The sequence below is a fragment of the Nocardia glycosmidis genome (genome assembly GCF_052545115.1).
In genome coordinates this window covers 94682-118110 of record NZ_JBQWRH010000009.1, presented here as the reverse complement: position 1 = coordinate 118110, position 23429 = coordinate 94682, and the positions used below count along the sequence as shown (strand labels likewise).

The window sequence follows — 23429 nt, the reverse complement described above, 5'->3', positions numbered from 1 at the left end:
CGGCACAGGTCAGCGGCGTTCCAGCGCCGCGCGGATCTTCGCCACGGTCGCGCGGAGGCGGGCATGATGGGAGCCTCGCCAGTAGATCCGCCCACAATCGCGGCACTGGCGGAAGGTGTCGTAGTAACGGCGAGTGAGCGGTTCCAGCCGATCTTCCACATCGGCTTCGGCTACGTCGACGATTTGCCCACCGCAGCGCAGGCATCGGGTGAACGGCGCCAGGTGCGTGACCAGATCGAGCCGCCGGATCACCTCGACGACCTGATCGGCCGGTTGGTCGGATCGGATGTACGCACCGTGTGTGACGTTGCGCCGCTCGAGCAGTCCGCGGTCGCGGGTGAGCAGGATCCGGTGCTCGGCCGCGGACACCTCGGCGAGCTCGGCGTCGTCGGCATTCCGGCGGCACTGCACGTCGAGGCCCATCAGCCGCATCAGCTTGGCGAGCCCCCCGAGATTGACGTCGGCGACGAAACGCGGCTCACGCAGTGGATGGGGGCGGACTCTGGTGACCGGACCGATGTCGAGGGTTTCGAATACCGGGTACGCGCTGATCCGGTCACCGCTTCGTGGGTGCCGGCCGAAGTCGGCCGGCTGCCCGTTGACCAGCAGCAGATCGACCTCGGTGTGTGGGATGCCCGCGGCCTCGATGAGGTCTTTCACGGTCTGGTGCGGTCGGTACGGCCGGCGCAGCACCGTGTATCGCTCGTCGGGCCGCAGGAAGTCGTTGAGCTCGGCGTAGACCCGGATGTCGACGCTCATTCGACGAACAGCGCCAGCGATGCCGTGAATCCGTGCAGCGCGTTGCGGCCCGCGATGGGGCCGATCTCGCCCGCGGCGAAGAATCCCGCGAGCGGAATGCCGCCGAGCAGGTCTTCGATTGCCGTGGCATCGTGATCGGCGACGCCGAACATCCGCCGGCCGCGTCCGTTGCAGGTGAACAGCAACGCACCGGCGAGTCGCCCGGACAGGTCCGTGCCGGCCCGCGCCAGGGCCTCCCGCAGATCCTTGTCCGCTCCGATCGCGTCCCGGACCTGGAACTGTACGGTCGTGCCGACCTCGACGGCCTCCCCGATCTCGATCGCGCCGCTGGACGGGTCGGCGCCGAGGATGCCGCGGATCAGGAAATCGCCCTGCCCCGGCGCGGCCAGATGCTCGTCGACCACGATGCCGATCTGCAGGCCGTTCTCCAGCAGTTCCTGCTGATCGGGCGGCAGCACGTCGACGATTTCGCGCAGCCGCACGATCGGCGGCCGGCCGCCGAGTTCGGTGATCAGCTCGCCATTCGCGGCCGTGACGATATAGGGGTATCCGATCGGCCGGCAGCCCTGCGACACGATCGGGACTCCGCGCAAGCCGGGCAGCCGTACGCCGACCGCGCCGGAGGACACCACGTCATCGTCGAGGAACAGCCTGCTCCCGGCCGGATACTGTCCGCCGCTGACCAGCCCGCCCATCACGATGGTGCCGGGCAGGTCTGCGTTCAAATGCTCGAGCAACGCGTCGGCCGGGAACGAGTACGGGTCCGGTAGCAGCAGGTGGAAGTCGCGCGCGTCCTTGTCGAAGCGGTAGCCGGCGAGCAGCCCGCCGGTCGCGGTACGGACGAAGTCCAGCCGGAATGTCTCGGCGGGCAGACCGGACGCCAGCCACACCGCCACTGCGGGCTCGTCCTCGATCTCCCGGCGGCCCGCGACGATTGCCTGCGCCACGCATCCGACGAGTGCGGGCACCCGGACTGTCTCGTGGACACCCGCCAGCACGGCCGCGGCATCGTCGGCGTGCGCCCGTGAGGCGAGCAGCACCGCGAGCGACGGATACTCGCTCGTGAGTTGGTAACGCGCATGTGCCGCGGCTTCCGCGCCGGCCTGCCGCGCCGCAGGCGCGGTGGAGAGTCCGACTCCGATCCGCACCCTTCCATCGTAGCCAACCTGTGGCTGAATTATGTTTTCTTGCCGCGCAACATATTTCATTTTCGGCCCAGGGTGCGCGGGCTGGGGGCGGCGGAAAAGCCGACGAGGTCGGCCCTCGGCTTCCGCGACAGATACTCCGGTAGTCGGCGGCGACGTCTCGGGCGGACGGATCTGTCTCAGCTCGGTGCACGCACGATCGTCGAACGCGGCCACGACGGCGGTGGGAACGGTCCGCCGAAAACGATCCGGGCCGTTTTCAGCGGACCGAACGACTCGACCGTGTTCGAGGGTGGCGGCGCAGCCGACAGGCCGGGTAAGGCCGGCGCTCGGCGCATGGTCGTGGCTCAGAGAAGCGCCTTTCACTGTGCCGGCGAATGGTCCTGGGATGGAAAACGGAGTGAGACCGTGCAGAACAGTGCTGTTTTGCGGACGTGCGGGGGCGGCGTGCAATATGGGGAGGCGCTCGAGGCCGCAGCGAGGTGGGGACCCCGCTGTTTCCGGGCCGGAACTGATCTGTTATCTACTGGCTACGAAAGTTTTTCGACTACACACGCTCGGTAACCGTGAAGGGATTATCTCTATGGCACGCAAAGTCGTCGTGACATTGGTCGATGACTACGACGGCAGGTCTCAGGCCGAGGAAACGGTGTCTTTCGCAATGGACGGCGTGGCCTTCGAGATGGACTTGTCGACGGAAAACGCCGGTCAGTTGCGTGAATTCTTCGAGCAGTGGGTCCCATACGCGCGCAAGGTCGGGCGTGCGCGCCGGGGCCGCGGCGGTGCACCACGCTCGGTGACCGAGCGTGAGCAGGCCACGGTGATCCGGGAATGGGCGCGTAAGAACGGCATCGACGTCTCGGCCCGGGGGCGGATCGCCGCGGAAGTGGTCGAGGCCTACAAGAAAGCCAACGCGTAGCGGCGCCGAACCGGGGTACGCGGCCACCATGACTGCGGATGCCTCGTCACAGAATGTGCCGCGGCCCCGTCGCGAACTGTCGCACGCGGTAGGGGCGGCGCTGCGCGGGACACCGGACCGGCCGGTACCCCGGTCGGGTTCGGCGGACCCGTAGGGCGAGGACCCCCGCCGACCACGCGGTCACCGGGCCGGGTCACAGGCGAGCGACCACACGAATCGTGCGTATCCGAGGATCGGCGGCATCCGGCACATTCATGCCCGCCTCGACACCGGTGCGCAGATAGTCGAGCACCGGCCCGTCGATCATCTCCCCGGGAAGGATCACCGGAATGCCCGGTGGATACGGCGTCAGCTGCTCGGCGGCGACCCGGCCCACGGCCTCGTGGACGGGCACCGTCTCCGCGGGCCCGAAGAACGCGTCTCGGGGCAGCATCACCGTGTCCAGTTGCAGGTCCGCGGGGGAGGGCAGGTCGATGCGCGCCGGCGAGGGCTCGGTCAATTGATCGCGCCATGCCCTGATCGCGTCGACCAAGGTATCGACGGTGCCTTTGTCGTCACCGAGGGACAGCGTGGCGAGCAGTCGGCGGTGATCGGCGAGACCCATGTCGATGCGCCGGTGTTCCCGCAGCCAGTCGGCCGCCTGATAGCCGCTGGCCCCGGTGCCGGACAGATCCATCAGCACTTGCAGGCGATCGAGATCGTGCGAGGCTTCGACACCGAGCAGTTCTTGCTCGAGCACCTCGATACCCGGGATCTCGGTCAGCTGCCGCCTGGCGTGCTCGGCGACCCGCAACGCTTCGCCGAGCAATTCGTGCCCGCGCTCGACCATCTGTCTGCGCCAGCCGTCCATCGCCGCGTAGATCAGCACGTTCGGGCTGGTGGTCATCAGCAGGTCGGCGCATTCGCTGAGCCGGATCGGATCGACCAGATCCCCTTGCAAATGGAACACCGAACCCTGTTCGAATCCGGCGCCCATCTTGTGCACGCTGACCACGCAGATATCCGCGCCCGCGTCCATCGCCCAGGTCGGCAGGTCCGGATGGAACGGAAGATGGGCGCCCCACGCCTCGTCGACGATCAGCGGCTTGCCTCGTTCGTGGCAGATCGCGGCGATCGCCGCGCTGTCCGCGCAGGTGCCGTACGGCGTCGGACTCACGATCAGCGCACCCGACGCCTCGGGGTGCTGCTCCCAGGCCTGGCGCACCTGCTGCGGGGACGGCGGGTGGGAGAAATGATGCTGGGCATCCCATCGCGGGGTGATCCAGTGCGGTTGCACCCCGGAGAAGATCAGTCCCGCGACGATGGACTTATGGCTGTCACGTGCTACGAGCAGACCGCCGTCGTGTCCGCCTGCGACCGCCATCATGGCCGCCTTGACCGACAGCGAGCTGCCGCAGGTGGAGAAGAACGCGGTTTCGGCCCGAACCGCGTCGGCCATGAGCGCTTCGGCCCGTGCGAGATAGCCGTTGCGCGCCAGACGGTCGTCCAGCCCGGCAATGACCAGGACGTCGGATCTGAAGGCGTCCGATCCGATGACATCCAGGACGCGTTCGTCGGCGCCGCGTCCTTGCCGGTGTCCGGGTGGCGTGAACCCGTATCGGCCCATCCGGTGATAGTCGGCCAGCGCTTCCAGCAACGGAGTTCGTGAATGGTCCACGGCTACCGGCTACCCGGAATCGGTGGCGGCACACCCCCAGCGTGCGTCCGCTCGCGCCGGCCCGGCCGCCGGGCCTGTCGATTGACGGACGACATCGTGCCGCTGCCGCGGGACGGCGACCCGCTCGGCGTGGAAACCTTTGCCACCCATCGCCTTCCGCTGTCGTATGCGGCACAGGCGGATAAAATATTCCAGCAGAAATCGGACGGAGCGATGAAGATCGTCCTCGATCCCGCCGCGACCACTTGACCGGCGCGAACCCACCCGCACCGGTCTCGATCGAGGTGGTCGCCACCGGGTTCGAGGCCGGTTTGCCGGGTCCGTCCCTGGGTAGCTGCCGGGTATGACTCCTTCACTACGCGCAGTCGTGTGGCGGTGGTGGCTCGAGGCGCCGACCGCCGTGGCAACGCAGGCGGCGCGCGCGGGCGTGGAATCGGCGGTCGTTCTGGGTGCCAAGGCGGCGCTGGCGCCCGTGCACGCGGTCGCGGCGCGCGTGTCGTTGCTGCACCTCGGACGCGAGGAGGAACTGCGCGACGAGTTCGCGGCCCTGGTCGACCCGCACGCGCTGCGATCCCAGCGTCGAGTGGCAGTGCACGACGACCGCGCCACGGTGGAGGTCCGCGGTCTGGACTCGAGCAAGAGCGAGGCCGTCACCCAGGCGCTGCGGCGCACCCTCGACCGCAGCCGCGACGTGCGCTGGTGGCGAGTGAACGCGGTGACCGGCCGCGTCGTCGCCGCCCTCGTCCACGGGGCGGCCGACCTGCCCGCCCTGGTCGCGGCCGTCGAGTCGGTCGAGGCCGCCACCGCCGTCGACGACCTGGATTGGCGGCGCGACTGCGAACACCCCGACGATCGAGAACCTTTGCTGGCGGCCGGAATTCAGTTCGCGGGGGACGTGTGCGCGATCGGGCTGTCGGCGGCGGGAGCAGTACTGCCGCTGCGCGGACCGGCCCGGATGTTGCGCGCGGCGGCCGCGCTGGTCGACACCCAGCCCAGGGCACGTGGACTTCTGGAGGACCTACTGGGCCGTCCACGCACGGATACTGTGCTCGTCGCGGCCGGCGCCGTCGGCAACGCACTGGGCAACAACGCGGCCGAGGGCATCGCGAATCTCGTCATCGACGCCGTATACCGGGGCTTCACATTGGTGGAGGCGCTGACCCGGTACACCCAATGGCAGCGCTGGGAGCCCGAGGTCGACAGACGGCCCGCGCAGCTGTGCCAACCGCTGGCGTCGTCTTCGCGGGTGGTCGAGATGCCCCAAGGGCCGGTCGAGCGAGTCGCCGATGAAACCGCCGCGGGTGCGCTTGCCGGTGCGTTCACCGCCGTCCTGGGCGGGCGCGGCCTGTTCGGCGCGGCCGACGCGTTGGAACTCGGCGCGCCGAAGGCGGCGCGGGCCGGCCGCGAGGCCTACGGCGCGCTGGTTTCCACGCTGATCGGCCGGGGCGGAGCCCTCACCATGCACCCCGGGGCCTGGCGGCGCCTGGATCGGTTGTCGGCGCTGGTCGTGGACGGGGAGGCGCTGCTGACCTCACGTCGCCTGGTCCTCGACGCCGAGACGACCGACGAGCATTGGTCGATCGCCGAGGTCTGGAGTGCGAGTCAGCGTCTGCTCTGGGCCGAGGACACCGCGCACAGCCCTGCTGACGGCTCGCAGCCGGCCGACCACCGGCAGCAGTTGATACAGGCCGGAACGGGGAGGCCGGATCGCGGGGCGACGCGGCGCCCGGTATGGCGAGAGCTCCACGACAACGGCAAGCCGGTCGGCCGAGTCTTGATCGGACGCGAACTCGACCGCCGCGCGCACGCGGTACTCGGGCGAGCGCGAGCCGCGGGGCTGCGGGTGATCCTGGTCGCCGACGCCGATGCCGCCGAGTTGCGGTCGATGTCCGACGAATTCGTGGCCCCGGCCCGCTCGTTGAGCAAACTGGTGCGCGAACTGCAGCGGGACGGGCATGTGGTCGCCGTGCTGAGTTCCTCCGCGCACAAGGCGCTGGCGACCGCCGACGTCGCGATCGGGCTGGCCGCGCGGCCGGACGGCGTGCTGCAGCTGCCGTGGACCGCGGACCTGGTCTGCCGTGATCTCACGCAGGTGCAGCGGATACTGGCCGCCGTCGCTCCGGCTCGTCAGGTGAGCGAACGCGGACGTTCGCTCGCCTTGTCGGCGGCCGCCGTGGGCGGCTTGCTGCTCGCTGTCGCCCCGAACGCGCGCGGCCTCGCTTCGCCGATGGCCGCCGCGCACTACCTGGGATTCTGCACCGGCGCCTACAGCGGGTGGCGCGCGGCACGGACCGAGCCACGCGCGGCGCTCGCCCCGCTGCTGCCCTGGCACGCACTCGAACCCAGGGAGGCACTGAACCGATTGCCGGAGCCAACGGCAGTGTCCGACCGTGCCGAACCGAGCCCACCCGTTCGCATTCCGGGCCTGACCGTCCTCATGTCCGCGACATCGTTCGCGGGGCAACTGCGCCGCGAGCTGTCCGATCCGCTGACCCCGATTCTCGGGGTGGGCGCGATCGCCACCGCCGTGCTCGGCGCCCCGTCGGACGCTGTGCTCCTGTCGTCGGTGCTCGCGGTCAACGCATTGGTCTCCGCGTGGCAGCGCCAGCGCGCGGAAGATGCGCTGCGGCGGCTGTTCGAGAACGAACAGCTCACCGCACGTGTCATCGATCGCGCCGAACTGGACGCAGACGAGCCGCACGAGCACCTCCTGCCCGCGAACCTGCTCACTCTCGGTGACGCGATCGTGCTGCGCGCCGGTGACGTGGTCCCCGCCGACGCCAGGCTGCTGTACGCCGACGACCTGGAGATGGACGAATCCGGGCTCACCGGCGAGTCGGTGACCGTCGACAAGCAGGTCGCCGCGACCCCCGGGGCGGTGGTGGGGGATCGCGCGTGCATGGTCTTCGAAGGCAGCACCGTGGTCAACGGGGCAGGTCGGGCGGTCGTCGTCGCGGTCGGAGCCGACACCCAGGCCGGACGTGCGGCCGCCGGTGCCATCCCACCCGAAAAGGGCGGAGTGCAAGCGCAATTGCGCCGTCTGACCGACCACGCGTTACCGCTGACCCTGACCGGCGGCGGCATCGTGACCGGGTTGGGGATGCTGCGTGGCAGACCGCTGCGGGCCGCGATCGCCGACGGCGTGGCCGTCGCGGTGGCCGCGGTACCCGAGGGACTGCCACTCGTCGCCACCGTCGCTCAGCTCGCGGCCGCCCGTAGGCTCTCCCGGCACGGCGTGCTGGTCCGCGCCAGCCGGACGGTCGAGGCGCTGGGGCGGGTGGACACGCTGTGCTTCGACAAGACCGGCACCCTCACCGAGGGCCGCCTGCGCTTGACCACCCTCGCCGACCTCGACGAGCAGTGGGCCCCGGACGCGGACTCCGATGACGCTCGCAGGTTGCTGCGCGCGGCAGCCCGCGCCTGCCCCGATCCCGACGAGGGCCCGATCGTGCACGCTACCGACCGCGCGGTGGTCGAGGCCGCCGACGACGTGCTCGGCGACGCCACTCGCCCTTGGGATCCGATCGAGGAGATCCCGTTCGAGTCCAACCGCGGTTACGCCGCCGTGCTCGGCCGCACCACCCACAAGCTGCGGCTGATCGTGAAGGGCGCGCCCGAGGTGGTCCTGCCACGGTGCACCGGCGTGCGAAGGGGCGACACCGACAGCGATCCACTCGACGACCACATCCGCGAGCGCGCCGAAAAAGCGATCCACGACCTGGCCGAACAGGGCTTGCGCGTCCTGGTGGTGGCACGCCGTGACCTGCGCGCCGAGCCGGACGACGTCGAGGCCGCCGTCGAACAGCTCACTCTGCTCGGCTTCCTCGGCCTGGCCGACGCTCCACGCCCGCAGACTCTGCCGCTCGTCACCGCGCTGCGGCGCAACGGCATCAGCGTCCGCATGATCACCGGCGACCATCCGGTGACCGCGGCGGCGGTCGCCCGGCAACTGGGCATCGATCCCGGCAAGGTGATCACCGGCGCCGAGCTGGACGGCCGGGACGACACCGCGCAGGCCGAGCTGATCGAACACGGCACCGTCTTCGCCCGGGTCGACCCGCAGCAGAAGGTCCGCATCATCGCCGCGCTGCGCCGCGCGGGGCACGTCGTCGGCATGACCGGCGACGGCAGCAACGATGCCGCCGCGATCCGCACCGCCGACGTCGGAATCGGTGTGGCGGCCCAGGGTTCCGCGGCCGCCCGCAACGCCGCCGACCTGGTGCTCACCCATCCCGATCCGCTGGCGCTGCTGCACGCCCTCATCGAAGGGCGCGGTATGTGGCAGCGCGTCACCGATGCCGTCGGCGTGCTGGTCGGCGGCAACGCGGGCGAAGTGGCGTTCACGCTGTACGGCACCGCCGTCAGCGGCCACGCCCCGCTGCGCACCCGCCAATTCCTGCTGGTGAACATGCTGACGGATATGTTCCCGGCGATGGCGCTGGCGTTGTCCCGCGATCGGGACACCGCCGATCCGGCGGACACGAATGATCCGCAGACCCGGGCCGAGCGCGCGTCCGAACAACTCGCCGACCTCCCGGTCGCACACCTGGGCACGGATCTGCTGCACGCCCTCGCGGTCCGCGGCGTCGCGACGGCCACCAGCGCATCCGTCGCCTGGACCCTGGGCCGCATGACCGGCACACAACCGCGCGCCGCCACCATCGGGTTGGTCGCGCTCATCGGTACCCAACTCGGGCAGACCCTCGTCTCGGGCTACCGCAGCCCGCTGGTCTGGATCACCACGGCCGCCAGCGGCGCGGTGCTCGGTGCCGTGGTGATGACGCCGGGGCTGTGCACCTACTTCGGCTGCCGGCCGCTGGGCCCGGTCGGATGGGGGCTCGCGACCACGTGCGCGGCAACTGCCACCGCTGCCGCCGCCGTCCTGCCGCGGCTGTTCCCAGCCGGCGACCGAGCAGGTGTGTCGAGCACCGACGCGGCTGCGTTGTCGTGACGGGCGGCCGACCCATCCTTTGGCGTTCGCAATGCGGCAGATATTTGTTGCGCACGATGGATTTCATCGACCAGGACCTACCTTCTGCGGTCGCTGATTCCGGACGAAGATTACGCATTTCCCTCGGACGGGCGGGCATTGCGTGTGCGCGCGCAGTGGAGGAAGGTGAATATGTCCGGTGGCGCCGCCGGGGCGCCGCCCTGACCAGAGCAGGAGGGTGGCCCGTGTACGCCCGTTCCAGCACAATTACCGCCCAGCCGTCATCGATCGACGACGGGATCGCATACCTCCGCGAAGAAGTAATGCCGAAGCTGCCCGAAATCGACGGGTGGGTCGGCTTGTCCTTGATGGCTGATCGGTCGACCGGACGCTGCATCGCCACGACCGCGTGGGAATCCGACGCCGCGGTGCAAGGTAGCCGAGGCCGGGTCCAACCCTTGCGCGACGGTCTGGCCAGAAACCTCGGTGGTCGGGTCGATCTGGTCGAAGAATGGGAAATCGCGGTCATGCACCGCGATCATCCGGCCGGTGACAGCGCCTGCGCTCGGTGCACGTGGGTTCAGCTCGACCCGGACCGGCTCGACCGGCTGATCGACATCTTCAAGCTGGAGGTGCTGCCGCAGTCGGAGATGATCGACGGATTCTGCAGTGCCAGTCTGTTCGTCGACCGGGCCACCGGTCGAGCGGTGGGCGCGACGGTGTGGTCCAGCCGTGCGGCGATGGACGCCAACCGTGAGCAGACGAATCGGATCAGGGCTTCGGCGACCCAGCGGGTGGGCGCCAATGTGCTCGAGGTAGCGGAGTTCGATCTGGCGTTCGCGCACCTGCGTGTCCCCGAGATGGCGTGACATTCGGTATCCGGCCGGAGCCTGGATTTCCGGCCGGATACCTTCATATGGGCCCGGCTCGGTGCGGACCCCACGGCCGGATACGGCGCCGCTACCGTGGCGGATCGAGGCCGGTGCCGAGTGACAGTAGTTGTGCGCCACTGTGCGGTGCAGGCACCCCGCACTCCTCGGACTTGTGTTGCGGGAATCGATTTCAGCGCTCGAGGTACGCGGCCACCCGGTATCGATGATCCGGTCGATGTTTCAGGTGTGGTCGGCGGTGCGCGTCAGCCGGGTGCGTTGTATGCCGCCGGGAAGCCCGGTTCTCGAGCACGCCGGCGGCTTCACGGGACCGGCGAAGTGGTCGCTTCCGCTCCTTCGCGACCACGGGCACATGCTCGCGCTGAAGGGAGCCGGCGCCGGGCTACCGGCCGGGCAGCAGCCACGTTGTGACTGGCTGCGCCACGGCGTTTCGCGGAACTTCCACCGAAAAGCCCTACATTCCTAGAATGCCGCTCTAGGATGACGTTGCGGCTGTGGGAATGCCGGTTGCACCACGAGATCGGAGACAAGTTATGCGCGCAGCGGTGTATCACGGGGCCCGGGACGTCCGGATCGAGAAGGTCGAGGATCCCCGGATCGAGCACGCCAGTGATGTCATCGTCAAAACGATCACCACATCGATGTGCGGCTCCGATCTGTACACCTATGGGGGCGAGGCCGATCCGCTGGTGGTCCTCGGCCGTACGACGCTCGGTCACGAGATCTGCGCGGAAGTCGTCGAGGCCGGGGACGGAGTTCGGCGCTTCGTTGTCGGTGATCGGGTGACCTTTCCCTATTCGGTCAGTTGTGGTAGCTGCTTTTTGTGTCGCGTTGGTCAGACAGCGCATTGCGAGACATCGAAGGGGGCGATGTTCGGGGCTGGTGTCGCTTTCGGTGATCTCGGCGGCAGTCAGGCGGAATTCGTTCGCGTCCCGCTGGCCGACGACAATCTCGAGCATGTCCCGGGCCACATCGACGACGTCAGCGCACTGTTCCTGTCCTGCAATCTACCGGCTGCGATCATCGCGGTCGATGCGGCGAGTATCGAGGCGATGGACACGGTCGCGGTGATCGGATGTGGCCCGACCGGGCTGTTGGCACTCGCCCTCGCACGGCAGCGGACCCGCGGGCCGATTCTGGCGTTCGATACGGTGCCGAGCAGGCTTGCCGCGGCAGCGGATCGTGGCGCGCAGGCGGTTGATGCCGGTGGTTCCGACGCACTGTCCGCGGTCGCCGAGGCGACCGCGGGCCGAGGCGTCGACAAGGTGATCGAATTCGCCGGCCGTGGCTCCGCATTCGACCTCGCTCTGTCGATCGCTCGCCCCGGAGCTGTCATCAGCGGTGGCGGCGTCTACCTGGAGATGGAACACCCGGTGTCGCTATTGGATATGTACCGTAAGAACCTGCAGATTCGGTTGAATGGCTCCGCGAATGCCAAGGCGGCCCAATGGAAAGCCATGCAGTTGATCAGTAGCGGCGTCATCGACCCGACCTCGGTGATCTCGCATGAAGTGACACTGGATGAGTTGCCCAGCGCGGCTGCGGCGTTCGCCGACCGCGAGAACGGTTTCTTGAAGATGGCAATCCGTCCCTGACCGGTAACGGTCCGATACCGACGCAGGGCGGTCGCCTGGGCCGGGCCGACACCGGCGGAACTCGATCGAACGGGCCGGCTCTCCTGCGCAAGGATTCGCCGCCCGGCAGGCCGCTCTTGGATCCCGCGGTGGGGCAAGGGATTCAAGAGCTCCGGTACGTGATTCCGGTAGCAGAGTCGATCGCCGATGATCCGGCAGTGCAACAGCGCGGTGACCGTGGGCTATTGCGGAATGGCCGGGTTTCGTCGTGTGTGGCAAGGGTTTCGCTCGATCGCGTGTGCGCTGGAGGCGGAGGCTGCCGCATCGACAGGAGATGCTGTGCTGATGCGCTCGGTCGCCACGAGTTCTTCGGAATACCCTCCGAATAGAGCATCATTCTAGTACGATCAATTAATCAAGTATGTTGCGCCACACCGTGTCCGCCCATCGGCCGGCATCGGTGCGGCGTTTCCAAGACGGCAAGAATCAGCGTCGACCTGGCAGGGACGGTTCCGTGCGGCCGGCCACCGCATCGGCGTGGCGTTGGATTCTTCTCAGCACCTACGGGAGGCTCGAGGGTGAACACAACGATGCCCGAGACCGGCTTCTACACTTTGGCCGGGCAGGCCGAGAATCCGCGTGACCTGATCGGTGAGGTCCGCACCGCCGAGGAGTTAGGTATCGGGGAATGCTTCATCTCCGAAAGGTTTTCCACCAAGGAGGCCGCGACAATATGCGGCGCCGTTGGCGCGGTGAGCGAAAAAATAAGAATCACCACCGGCGCCACCAATCACAATATTCGGCATCCAATTGTGACAGCGTCCTTCGCGACCACGATGCATCGGCTGACGGGCGGGCGGTTCGCGCTCGGCATCGGCCGTGGTATCGCCGATTATCAACGCGCGTTCGGGATGCATTCCGTTACTACTGCGCAGATGGCGGAGTTTGCGTTGGTCATGCGCAAACTCTTCCGTGGCCTGACTGTCACGGACTATGCCGAACCGATGGGCCGATTCCCCGCGCTGCGTCTCGATCCGAACTTCGACGAAGACATCAAACTGGCCCTGGTGGCCATCGGGCCCAACTCCTTGGAACTCGGCGGCCGGGTATTCGACAAGGTTATTCTGCACACGGCTTTCACGGACGAGACCCTCGAGCATTGTGTGCGAATCGTCAAGCGAGCGGCCGAGACGGCGGGACGTGACCCGGCCGAAGTCGAGGTGTGGGCCTGCCCGGCGACTATCGGCGACCACCTGCCCGAAGAACTTCGGCTGCGCAAATTGGTCGGCCGTTTGGCCACCTACCTCCAGGGTTCCTTCGGTGATCTTCTGGTCCGGACGAACAATTGGGACCCGCGTGTCATCGAGCGCTTCAACGAGGATCCGGTAGTGCAAAGTTTCTATTCGCCGACCGGCGTTATGCGCGTTATCGACAGTCCAACGACGTCGATCGAAGATCTGGAACATATCGCGAAGCTGTTGCCCGATGAATGGCTGGCTGCTGCCGCGACCGGTAGCGCACAGGAGTGTGCTGCGACGATCAAAAATAAACTGGATCTGGGTGCCGACGGGGTAATCATGCATGGGGCGTCTCCGGCGCAGCTGGCGCCGATTATTTCGGCGTACCGGTCGATTCGTAAGGGTGCGAACTGATGAGAATATTGACCCGCTATGCGGCGGAGGAATTCACGCCGGAAAATATCAGTGCGATGCTTCGCACCCAACCGCTTTGGGGCGACATATCCGCTACGCACGTTACGTGCACGCCCGTCGGTGCCGGGCTGGTATCCAGCACGTACCGGCTGGAACTCACCTATGCCCAGCCCAGCGCCGCCGCACCGTCGAGTCTTATCGCGAAGGTGTCCTCGGCTAGCGAAGCGAGCCGCCAGTTCGCGGTGTCGACGGGTGGGTATCAACGCGAGGTGCTGTTCTACCGGCGCTTGGCCGGTATCGCTCGGACCCGCACTCCGCGGTGCTACTTCGCCGAGATCACCGACGATCTTGCCGGATTCGTCGTCCTACTCGAAGACATGGCCCCCACCGAAACGGTAGACCAGCTCAGCGGTTGCACCGTAGAACAGGCCGACCTCGCACTCGGGCAAGCGGCCGCACTGCACGCGCCGTCCTGGCAGCATCCTGCGCTGCATGCGGAAACGTGGCTGCCGCTGGAGCAGGTCTGGCGGCAGTTGGCCGAACCGATACCCCGGATAACGCAGACCTGGCTCGACCGGTTCGGCGCCTATCTCACACCGGAGCAGATCGAGACGGTCGTAAGACTTGGTGAGGCGGTACCCCGCTGGCTTGGAACAGTCACCGAACTTCGGTCACTGTGGCACGGGGACTTCCGCGTGGACAACATGATTTTCAACGGCCAGAACGGAAGCACGCCCGTCGCCATTCTCGATTGGCAAGTCGTATCGGCGGGCCCCGGAATCGCGGACGTGTCCTATTTTCTCGGTAGCTCTCTTCGCGGAGAGGACCGTATCGAGCACGAACGCACTCTGGTCGCTGAGTACCACCGACGGTTGACGTCGTATGGCGTCACGGACTACAGCTGGGACCGCTGTTGGCTCGAGTACCGCGCACACGCGCTGTGCGGGTTGATGGCGAGCGTCCCGGTGGCACTGTCTATTCAACGAACCGAGCGTGGCGACGCGATGTATGGCGCGATGGCTGCCCGGGCCGCCGACCAGGTCATCGCCAATGAGAGCTATGCCGCGTTGCAGCAGTTGTGAGGAGACCACGATGAGCGAAATCTCGATCACTGGGACGACGAAGCTCATGAGCAGCACGGCCAGGCGCGACGCGTTCCGAATCGAACGCGCCGATTTCTTGTCGTTCTGTCGCGAACTCGATGAGGGCGAATGGTCGATCGCGAGCAAGGCCGAGGGATGGCGCGTTCGAGACGTGGTGGCCCATCTGGGAGCCGTGTGCCATTCTCTGTTCGACCCGGGCGCAATGCTGGTGTTGCGCGGCCGCGACATCGAGGAAGCCAACGACATCTTCGTCGAACGTCGCCGGACGTGGTCGACAGCGCGGATCGTGGCCGAGTATCAGCGATGGAGTGGGCGTAGCTTGACGCTCGGCCGGATCATCGGCCGGTCACCATTGGCATCGGTCGGGATGCCGCTGGCCGGTCTCGGGCGATTCCCATTCCTCATGGCGCTCACCAGCGCGATGGTTTTCGACCATCACACCCACTTGCGGCACGATATCGCCCCGGCGCTGGACCGGCCGATACCGAGCTCGGATGCGAACCGGATGGCGCTCGTGCTGGAGTGGATGACGGCGGTCCTGGGCAATCAACTGCGCATCGCATCGCCGACATGGCTGGATCGCCCGATTGCGCTCGAGCTGGACGGGCCAGGTGGCGGAAAATGGCTGGTCAGCCCTGCGAATGACGGTGAAACAGCCACTGCCGCAACGGCGGCCACGACGATTCGGGCGGTCGCTGCGGAGTTTCCGGAATGGGCGACTCGGCGTGCGCGCTGGGCCGACCGGAACGTGGCCATCGCGGGCGATGTCGAGTACGGCCGGCAATTCCTCGATTCGATGAATGTGGTGTGATCATGGCCAGGTACGAATACATCGTGATCGGTGCGGGTTCCGCGGGATGCGCTGTAGCGGCTCGTCTGGCCGCTGCCGAGCCCGCCCGCTCGGTACTGCTCATCGAGGCCGGCGGGTCGGACATGCGATTGTCGACCCAGGCGCCGCTGGCCTACGCAGCTCAGTTCGGGGGTGCCACCGACTGGGGTTTCCACTCCGAACCTGAACCGAACTGCGCCGACCGCGTCATCGCCCAGCCGAGGGGCAAGGTGCTCGGCGGCACCAGCGCGATGAACGCGATGGTCTGGGTTCGTGGTGCCCGCAGCGACTACGACGGCTGGCAGTTGCCTGATTGGGCTTGGGACGATGTGGCCCCGGTGTTCCGGCGTATCGAGTCCCACTACCTCCGAGGCGAGAATCACGGGGACTGCGGCCCGATGCGTATCACCCAGTCCGCTGAACCCGACGAGACGTCGGTACGGTTCGTCGCCGCAGCGCGTGCGGCTGGAGTGCCCGCCAACGATGATGTCGGGGGACCAGACCTGGAGGGCGCGGCGCTGTCGCCGGTCACGGTATGGAAGGGAAGACGGTTCAGCGCTGCCCGCGCCTACCTGACTCCGGCAAGACGGCGCAAGAATCTGACCGTGATCACCCGGGCGCTGGTACACCGCGTGCTCATCAGCGAATCCCGGGCCGTCGGCGTGGAGTACGAACATCGCGGGCGACCGCAGGTCGTGCACGCGGATGGTGAAATCATTATCAGTGCTGGAGCTTTCGGCACCCCACAGCTGCTGCAGCTGTCCGGGATAGGCCCTGCCGACCGTCTCCGCGCAGTGGGAATCACCCCGCTGGTGGACAGCCCGCGAGTGGGGCACGGACTCGCCGACCACCCGTCGACATTCATGAGCTGGGATCTACAGCCAGGCTTCACCGGCCTCGCAGATGCAACACATCCGAAGTGGCTGATCCAATGGCTGATACGGCGCACCGGCAAGCTCGCCAGCAACCTCATCGAAGCCATAGCGCACATTCGCACGACCCCGGATCTCACCGACCCCGATTTTCAACTGATCTTCGCACCGGTCTACGCCTCGGGATTGGGCGATTCCGCACAGCGCGGACCGGCCTTCACGATCGCGCAATCGTTGTGGACACCGGCCAGCCGCGGCAGCGTTCTGGTCCGGTCACCCGACCCCCGAAGTGCACCGGCAATCCAGCTCAACACCTTTGACCGCCGGGCGGATATCGATGCGTTCATCAGGGCGGTCCGGCGCACCCGCGAGATCGTGGCCACCGAGCCACTCGCCTCGGTGGCGGCGGCCGAGATCAACCCCGGCCCACACGTCGTCACCGATCGCGATCTGGAACAGTGGATTCGTGGGAATGTCTCCGTCACAGGCCATCCTGCTTGCACGGCGGCCATGGGATCGGATACCGGCAGTGTCCTCGACGAGCACCTCCGGGTGCGTGGGGTCGCTGGTTTGCGGGTCGCCGATGCCTCGGCGTTGCCGGACATCCCGCGGGCGAATACCAACGCCCCGGCGATCATGATCGGCGAACGCTGCGCCGAGTTCATTTGCCGGGACAGGGCAGATCTTCGCTCACGCGGCGTCCCGCCGTGATCATGCACAGCCGGATTGCGCCAGAAGGCTCGCCGGGCGATGCATAGGCTCAGGCATGCCATGAGCATTGTCCCGAGTACTATCGCAACCCCGAGCGGCATCGCCGCTCCCAGGATGAGTAGGACGGCGCCTATAGTTCGCAGGTGGCCGCGAGTTGCGCCATAGGCCGTGCCGGCTGTTGGCCGAGGCTTTCGAACATTGCCGAAGCCCCGGCCAGGCCAGGTCCAGAGAGCCAGTCCGCGATCTTCTGGGTGGCATGCATAAACAGTATGGCGGCCAGTACAGCCCGTAGAATGAACAACCCGATGTCCACGGGGACCCTCCGTGGCGGAGTTCTACGTTCCGATGGGCGCGGCAGGATGAGCGACGATCGGGGTGCGTACCTTGCCAAGCCGGTCGACCTCAACCACGACCTCGTCGCCTGGGTGGAGCAGAACCGGAGGTTTACGACCCATTCCGATGCCACCCGGTGTCCCGGTGGCGATCACATCTCCGGGAAGGAGGGTGACAGTATCGGATATGTAGCTGATGATGCGGCCGACACTGTGGATCAGGTCTTTGGTCCGGCCTTCCTGCATCAGCTCGCCGTTGACATGAGTCGTCAACCGCCACCCTTCTCCGCTGCCCGGATCGCCTGCCTCGTCGGCGGTAATGACAGGTCCGATGGGACCACTGCGGTCAGCGTTCTTGCCGAGGGTGAACTGAGGGGTTTCCAATTGCTTGCGCCGGGCGCTGAGATCATTGAAGGTTGCGTAGCCGAGGACATGTTCGAGTGCGTCGGCCGCACTGATGTGGCCAGCGGTGTCGGCGATAACGACAGCCATTTCGACCTCCCAGTCCAGGCCGTCCTCGTAAGGCGGGACCGGCGCTGATGCGCCGTCCACAATGAGAGATTGCTGCCATCGGCCGAAAACCATCGGGTTGGCCGGTTCGTCGAGGCCTGCGAGGTCTTTCGACTCACCGGCATGGCTACGGTAGTTGATCCCCACGCAGAAGATGCGCGAGGTCACCGGCACTGCGGGGGCGAGAGTGAGGGTCTGGACATCGAGGATTGTCTCGGGGGTCGCGGCCAGATGGCGGCGAGGGTCGGCGTAGAACTCGTCGGCCGCGGCCAGCGGCCGAGCCTTGTCGCCGTCGAGCGTGGCGATCCAACGAACGCCGTGCTCGTTGGTGAAGCCAATCAGTTTCATGTCAGGAGTTTCCGTCCGTGTCAAAACGTACTGGGGGCAGCTCGCCGTAATGGGGGCCGTCGGGGTAGTCCTCCACTGTCGAGCCGTGTGGGATCGAGTCGAAGTCGCTGGGGCCGCCATAGGGGCGTGCCATCTCGTAGGCGATTTCGCGGGCGATCCTGCCGTCCTTCATCTCGAAGCAATGGACGAGACGCATACTGATCCGGTCGCCGGGTTCGAAACCCAGGTTCGGCATCTCATCGCCGACGACTGTTAGGTCACAGAGTTGGTCGTCGAAGACGAAACTCTCGGTAGCGAACCGGCGGAGGGTGATCGCCCGGTTGAAATGAATCGTGCGGAAGATCGCCATGTAGGCCTCGCGGACCTTGGCGGCATCGGTGTGGACCTGGCCGCGGTTCGGGGCCTCCCACACGATGTCAGGGCCGTACAGCGCAATCGCTTTGTCGATGCTGTCTGGATTCTCGTTGTGAAAATGAGCTTCGACGACCTTCAGGTTGTGAGCGATCAACTCCTCGCGCGACATCTGTGAGACATCGACACCGACATCGACGCCAGCAGCAGTAGCCATCTGCCCTCCAATTGAACATTATGAACATGATGATTTGGTAGCTTGGCAGCATGGGCCCCGGTCGTCAAGGGTTTGCGATACTGAGTTGAACGAGACCGTTGGTGGTTAGGAGCCCTCTGTGACCGCAGATCAGTCAGACATACGCTCTGACGGCGCCAGCACGGCTGCGCAGAAAGTGATCTTGTCGCCACTTGTACGCCGCTCCGCGCAGGCGCAAAGCCGCGCGGACCAAGTAGCGGCCCAGCTCGCCGAAGTGATCGCCAAACGGAAGCCCCGGGAGCGCCTGGGCACGAAGAAGGAGCTCCAGGCACAGGCAGGGGTTTCCATCGGTACTTTCAACGAGACCCTTCGAATCCTTCAGTCGAAGGGACTCATCGAACTTCGGCCTGGCCCCAATGGTGGCCTCTTCACCGCGGAACGTTCTCCGATGGCCCAACTCGGCGACGCGGTCCTCGAACTCGATATCAACGCCGCCTCGGTCGCTGAAGCGATGGACATCCGAGACGCGCTCGATCCTCTCCTGATCGAGGACGCTGTCCGCCATAGCTCAGAGCGCCACATTGAACTCATGCGTGAGGATCTCGACCGCATGGCAGCAGCCGTGTCGAGCGAAGACGGTATCGCGTTCCTCCGCGCCAACTGGAAACTGCATGCCACCATCTCCGATGTCAGCCCGCGGCCGATGCTCAAGGCCTTCTATGTCAGTCTCCTCAACCTCATCGAAGAGCACACGATCGCGATCGCCAGCGCTGCGATGGAACGCCCCCTTGCCGGGTTCCATCAAGAGCGGTACATCATCCACAGCTGTCTCGTCGAGGCAATCGCCGCCCGCGATCTGAAGTCCGCACTCGAATTGTCGAGCAAGCACAACAGGGGGATCGCGCGGCCCTCGTCATAACCTGGGTTGATTCTGGCGTGCTTACGGGCGCGATCACCTCACCTGCGCCGATGGTGAGCACGGGGCCGGTCTACGCCTGGTCGGCCGCACGGCCGCAGCCTCTTTCGAGGTAGTCGGACACCTCGAGGTATTGCGTTCGGAACGCCTTGGACCGGGAGCTTCGCGCATACTTCGATGAGCCATCGATCAGCATCCCGTGGTTCCTGATGCCGATCGCGGGTACCGCGACAATCAATTCCAGCGACACGCAACGCATCCGCCCCCAGGTGATCCTCGAAGGTGCGGCCGAGGACTGCGGGTGTCTCGGCGCCACTCTGAGACCGTCGAACGGGGTCGGCTCCTTCGTTCGAGGTGCTCGGTAATGTCGCGCGTGGCGGGCCTTGCGTGGGCGGGACCTCGGCAACCGTGGTCGGTTATCGGAGAGGGGGTAGGGGCGTGGCCTGCGCCGGATTCAGGGCGTCGAGGAGCAAGCTCAGGTATCGGCGGCGGCTGGGCTTGTCGAGGTCTATGGCGCCGAGTGCGGTGATCGTCATAGCGACCAGGTAGGGAACGTCTCTCGGTTCGATGTCGGGGCGCAGGTTTCCCGCAGCCTGTGCTCGTGCGATCGCCGGTCCGAAGGTTTCATCGCTGCGGCCTAGGAAATCAGCCGTGACTCTTGGCAGATTGCCGATCGAGTCGGCGAGCCCACGTTCGGCTCGGGTGATGTCGGCCAGCCGTTCGGCCACTTCGAGCAGAACGGTGCGGGGGGTGTCGCTCTGATCCAATTCGCCCAGTAGTGGCTGAATTTCGGTGGTCAGAATCCGTTCGTAGACGGCGAGGGCCAGTGCTTCGCGGTTGGGAAAGTGGCGATACAGCGTGGCTACGCCGACGCCGGCCTCCCGTGCGATACGTGCCAGCGTCGTCGAACCTTCGTTGGCCGCGAAGAGGCGTCTCGCTGCCTCGATGATCCGGGAAACGCTGGCGAAGGCATCCGTCCGAATTGGTTTCGACGGCACGCGCACTCCGCTCCTTCTTTCCATCCGGCCGTGCCGGGGTTGTGATCGAGCATACCTTGACCGTAAGTGATAGTCGACTACTGTTTTGATAGTCGACTATCGGTCGGCCCGTGGACTGCGCGATGGCGGCTGTAGCTCGCCCGAGAGGAACAAGCAATGTCGACCCTGCTGTACGGCGTCGGTAAGACCGCCTTTCGGCGACCTTGGTATTTCCTAGCGGCATGGTTGCTCGTGCTGGTAGCGATAGCCGGCGTGCTGTTCGCCAGCCCGCCCGATCTGAGCAGCGAAGTGCGTATCGACGGCACTGCGGCCCAGACTCTTATCGACGATCTCGGCGCGAAGATGCCGCTGATGTCCGGCGGTCAGGGAATCATCGCGTTCGAGACGACGGACGGTTCCCGGATCGACACCGGCGCGAACCTGAGTGCTCTGCTCGCCGCAGTCGATGGCGTGTACACCGCCGACCACGTCATCGACGCTCGCCAAGTCGTGGCGCAGGAAGCGGCCAAGGGGCCGGCGAGTCCGACGCTGGCCGCCGCGGGTGCGATCGCGCAGCTCGATGCGCGGGATGCCAAGTCGTCATCCACGGCGATACCACTCACTGTCGACGGACTGCCGGTGCCAGGCGTGACCATCTCACCGGACAGCTCCGCCGCACTGTTCCAATTCCAGTTCGACCAGCAAACTTTCGAGTTGTCCGAGGAAACGATCGATGGCACGGTAGCCGCGGCCGAGCATGCGATGGATGGCCGCGACATCGAGGTTCTGCCCTCGGCGGCGATGATGCAGGTGCCAGAGATCCTTGGTGCCGGTGAGGTAGTGGGTATCGGGATCGCGGCGCTGGTCCTGCTGGTGACACTGGGCTCGGTGGTCGCCGCAGGCCTGCCTTTGGCGACCGCGCTGGCCGGCGTGAGCGTCGGCGTGGGTGGCGCGCTGGCGATCTCGCATCTGATCTCGATGCATTCGCTGAGCGCCGTGCTCGGGCTCATGATCGGTCTGGCCGTGGGCATCGACTACTCGCTGTTCATCGTCAACCGGCATCGCCGCTTCATTCTGGACAACGAACTGACCGCCGACGAGGCGGTGGGACGTGCGCTCGGAACTTCCGGCACAGCTGTGGTTTTCGCCGGCGCGACCGTCGCCATCGCGCTCCTGGCTCTGGCGATCGTCCAGATCCGGCTGATCACGACGATGGCGATGACTGCGACGGGTACCGTGACGATCGCCGTCCTTGCTGCTCTGACGCTCCTGCCTGCGATGCTCGGCCTGGTCGGGGAGCGTATCTGCTCACCCAAGGCGCGCCTGGCTGCTGCATTCGGCCAAGCGAACCGCATGCCGTCCCGTTCGAAGCCGACGGTCGCAGCCCGGTGGGCGGAGTTCGTGATCAGACGTCGCTACCTCGCCGCGGCGGCAGCGCTGCTGGTGGCCGCACTGCTCGCGTTCCCCGCGGCGCAGATGAGCCTCGGGCTGCCATCAGGTGCGAGCTATGACCCCCAGACGCCGCAGCGCCAGAGCTACGAGGTGGTGCAGGACCGCTTCGGCGCGGGGTACAACGGGCCACTCGTGGTCGTCGCGGATTCGGGTGGCCGGCCAGGCCCGATCGCCGCGACCGATATCGCCGCCCTCTACCAGGATCTGGCGGGGACGCCCGATGTCTCCGCAGTCGCCCTGGGGGGCCTCAGCGCCGACGGTCGCACCGCTGTTTTCTCGGTCGTCCCGAGCAGTGGGCCGTCGGATCCGCAGACGGAACACTTGGTGCAGGAGATCCGGGGCCGTGCAGCGGAGTTCGCGACCAGGCGGAATCTGGACGTGGGTGTTACCGGTTTCACCGCGCTCGGAATCGACGTGTCCGATCGCCTCGCCGACGCGCTGCCGGTCTACCTCGCGGTCGTCGCGGTGCTGTCGATCCTCCTGCTGACGCTCGTCTTCCGCTCCATCGTCATCCCGATCAAGGCGACCATCGGATTCGTCCTCAGCATCCTCGCCGCCTTCGGGGCGACCACCGCCGTGTTCGAACTCGGCTGGGGGCAAGCGCTGTTCGGCATTGACGCCACCTCGCCGGTGATAGCGGTGTTGCCGATCGTGGCCACCGGCCTGCTCTACGGGCTCGCGATGGACTACGAGGTCTTCCTCGTCTCCTCGATGAAGGAGGCTCACGCACAGGGCCGACCCGGCAACGCCGCGATCACCCAGGGTTTCGACCAGGCCGCACATGTCGTGGTCGCCGCCGCGGTCATCATGACCGCGATCTTCGCTGGGTTCATTTTCAACGCCGACCCGATGGTCCAGCAGTTCGGATTCGCCTTGGCGGTGGGTGTCGTCGTCGACGCGTTCGTCGTGCGAATGCTCTTCGGCCCGGCCGTGATGTCGATCTTCGGTGACGCGGTGTGGTGGCTCCCGCGCATCCTGCAGCGCCTGCTCCCGGACATCGATATCGAAGGCAGTGGATTGGCTCGGGAATTGCCGGACGACCGACCCGCAAAGACCGCCCTTGCGGGAGGATTCAGCAAGGAGCGCGCAATCCTGTGATCTTGCATCTGTAAGAGTCACAGGATTGCCGGGCGCATCCCCGATGCCGCCGCTGAGAGTAAGCGCGACGGCCCTCGCCTGCTGTTGGAGCGATCGGCGAGGGTCGTCTGCGTACGAAGGCATCGTCTTGTTCCATCCGAGCTGAGGCATACTGGGTGCCGAGCCCACCCGTCGCACCCGGCGCAGGTATCGAAACCACTGCCGGGCG

The 23429-nt window shown here is 66.5% G+C and carries 17 protein-coding genes and 1 pseudogene; 11 read left to right on the top strand and 7 right to left on the bottom strand.

Annotation, left to right across the window (positions count from 1 at the left end):
• Positions 1-9 precede the first annotated feature (9 nt).
• A complete protein-coding gene (locus tag ACT86A_RS13770; protein ID WP_445092489.1) occupies positions 10-759 on the bottom strand; it encodes a Mut7-C RNAse domain-containing protein in 750 nt (249 codons plus the stop codon).
• Positions 756-1907 (bottom strand): FIST signal transduction protein, encoded by a 1152-nt coding sequence (locus tag ACT86A_RS13765; RefSeq protein ID WP_445092488.1) that lies wholly within the window; start codon positions 1905-1907, stop codon positions 756-758. Before ACT86A_RS13765 ends, ACT86A_RS13770 begins: the two co-directional genes overlap by 4 nt.
• Before the next feature lie 580 nt (positions 1908-2487).
• On the opposite strand from ACT86A_RS13765, the gene ACT86A_RS13760 reads away from it, so the two are divergent.
• Positions 2488-2823 carry a histone-like nucleoid-structuring protein Lsr2 gene (locus ACT86A_RS13760; protein WP_445092487.1) on the top strand — a complete coding sequence of 112 codons (336 nt, stop codon included), beginning with the start codon at positions 2488-2490 and terminating at the stop codon, positions 2821-2823.
• A gap of 193 nt (positions 2824-3016) precedes the next feature.
• Here the strand turns inward: ACT86A_RS13760 and ACT86A_RS13755 are convergent, their stop codons facing one another.
• On the bottom strand, positions 3017-4480 hold the full coding sequence (locus ACT86A_RS13755; protein WP_445092486.1) for an aminotransferase class I/II-fold pyridoxal phosphate-dependent enzyme: 1464 nt from the start codon (positions 4478-4480) through the stop codon (positions 3017-3019).
• A 78-nt stretch (positions 4481-4558) separates the two neighbouring features.
• Here ACT86A_RS13755 and ACT86A_RS13750 point away from each other — a divergent pair.
• From ACT86A_RS13750 to ACT86A_RS13715, 8 genes and pseudogenes are all read left to right on the top strand, one after another.
• A pseudogene (locus tag ACT86A_RS13750) lies at positions 4559-4729 on the top strand (glutathione-dependent formaldehyde dehydrogenase); the annotation flags it as partial.
• A gap of 94 nt (positions 4730-4823) precedes the next feature.
• The gene (locus ACT86A_RS13745) at positions 4824-9431 is read left to right on the top strand and encodes a cation-translocating P-type ATPase (RefSeq protein ID WP_445092485.1); all 4608 of its coding nucleotides are present in this window, start codon (positions 4824-4826) and stop codon (positions 9429-9431) included.
• A 224-nt stretch (positions 9432-9655) separates the two neighbouring features.
• Positions 9656-10279: a hypothetical protein gene (locus tag ACT86A_RS13740; protein ID WP_445092484.1), complete on the top strand. Its 624-nt coding sequence runs from the start codon at positions 9656-9658 to the stop codon at positions 10277-10279.
• Between the two features lie 554 nt (positions 10280-10833).
• On the top strand, positions 10834-11895 hold the full coding sequence (locus ACT86A_RS13735) for an alcohol dehydrogenase catalytic domain-containing protein (RefSeq protein WP_445092483.1): 1062 nt from the start codon (positions 10834-10836) through the stop codon (positions 11893-11895).
• A gap of 569 nt (positions 11896-12464) precedes the next feature.
• Entirely contained in the window at positions 12465-13526 is a 1062-nt protein-coding gene (locus tag ACT86A_RS13730) for a TIGR03857 family LLM class F420-dependent oxidoreductase (protein ID WP_445092482.1), read from the top strand.
• Entirely contained in the window at positions 13526-14608 is a 1083-nt protein-coding gene (locus tag ACT86A_RS13725) for an oxidoreductase family protein (protein ID WP_445092481.1), read from the top strand. Before ACT86A_RS13730 ends, ACT86A_RS13725 begins: the two co-directional genes overlap by 1 nt.
• A gap of 10 nt (positions 14609-14618) precedes the next feature.
• Positions 14619-15440 (top strand): maleylpyruvate isomerase N-terminal domain-containing protein, encoded by an 822-nt coding sequence (locus ACT86A_RS13720; RefSeq protein ID WP_445092480.1) that lies wholly within the window; start codon positions 14619-14621, stop codon positions 15438-15440.
• A gap of 2 nt (positions 15441-15442) precedes the next feature.
• A complete protein-coding gene (locus ACT86A_RS13715) occupies positions 15443-17041 on the top strand; it encodes a GMC family oxidoreductase (protein WP_445092479.1) in 1599 nt (532 codons plus the stop codon).
• 130 nt (positions 17042-17171) lie between these two features.
• Here ACT86A_RS13715 and ACT86A_RS13710 read toward each other — a convergent pair whose 3' ends face one another.
• From ACT86A_RS13710 to ACT86A_RS13700, 3 genes are read right to left on the bottom strand one after another with little or no spacing between them, the layout of a single operon-like run.
• Positions 17172-17354 carry a DoxX family protein gene (locus tag ACT86A_RS13710; protein ID WP_445092478.1) on the bottom strand — a complete coding sequence of 61 codons (183 nt, stop codon included), beginning with the start codon at positions 17352-17354 and terminating at the stop codon, positions 17172-17174.
• Between the two features lie 22 nt (positions 17355-17376).
• Positions 17377-18231 carry a fumarylacetoacetate hydrolase family protein gene (locus ACT86A_RS13705; protein ID WP_445092477.1) on the bottom strand — a complete coding sequence of 285 codons (855 nt, stop codon included), beginning with the start codon at positions 18229-18231 and terminating at the stop codon, positions 17377-17379.
• Between the two features lies 1 nt (position 18232).
• Positions 18233-18799 (bottom strand): nuclear transport factor 2 family protein, encoded by a 567-nt coding sequence (locus ACT86A_RS13700; RefSeq protein ID WP_445092476.1) that lies wholly within the window; start codon positions 18797-18799, stop codon positions 18233-18235.
• A 118-nt stretch (positions 18800-18917) separates the two neighbouring features.
• On the opposite strand from ACT86A_RS13700, the gene ACT86A_RS13695 reads away from it, so the two are divergent.
• The gene (locus ACT86A_RS13695) at positions 18918-19697 is read left to right on the top strand and encodes a FadR/GntR family transcriptional regulator (RefSeq protein WP_445092475.1); all 780 of its coding nucleotides are present in this window, start codon (positions 18918-18920) and stop codon (positions 19695-19697) included.
• 413 nt (positions 19698-20110) lie between these two features.
• Here the strand turns inward: ACT86A_RS13695 and ACT86A_RS13690 are convergent, their stop codons facing one another.
• Positions 20111-20698 carry a TetR/AcrR family transcriptional regulator gene (locus tag ACT86A_RS13690; RefSeq protein WP_445092474.1) on the bottom strand — a complete coding sequence of 196 codons (588 nt, stop codon included), beginning with the start codon at positions 20696-20698 and terminating at the stop codon, positions 20111-20113.
• A gap of 150 nt (positions 20699-20848) precedes the next feature.
• Between ACT86A_RS13690 and ACT86A_RS13685 the strand changes: the two genes are divergently transcribed.
• Positions 20849-23221, top strand: a complete 2373-nt coding sequence (locus tag ACT86A_RS13685) for an MMPL family transporter (protein ID WP_445092473.1) — start codon at positions 20849-20851, stop codon at positions 23219-23221.
• The last annotated feature ends 208 nt before the right edge of the window (positions 23222-23429 follow it).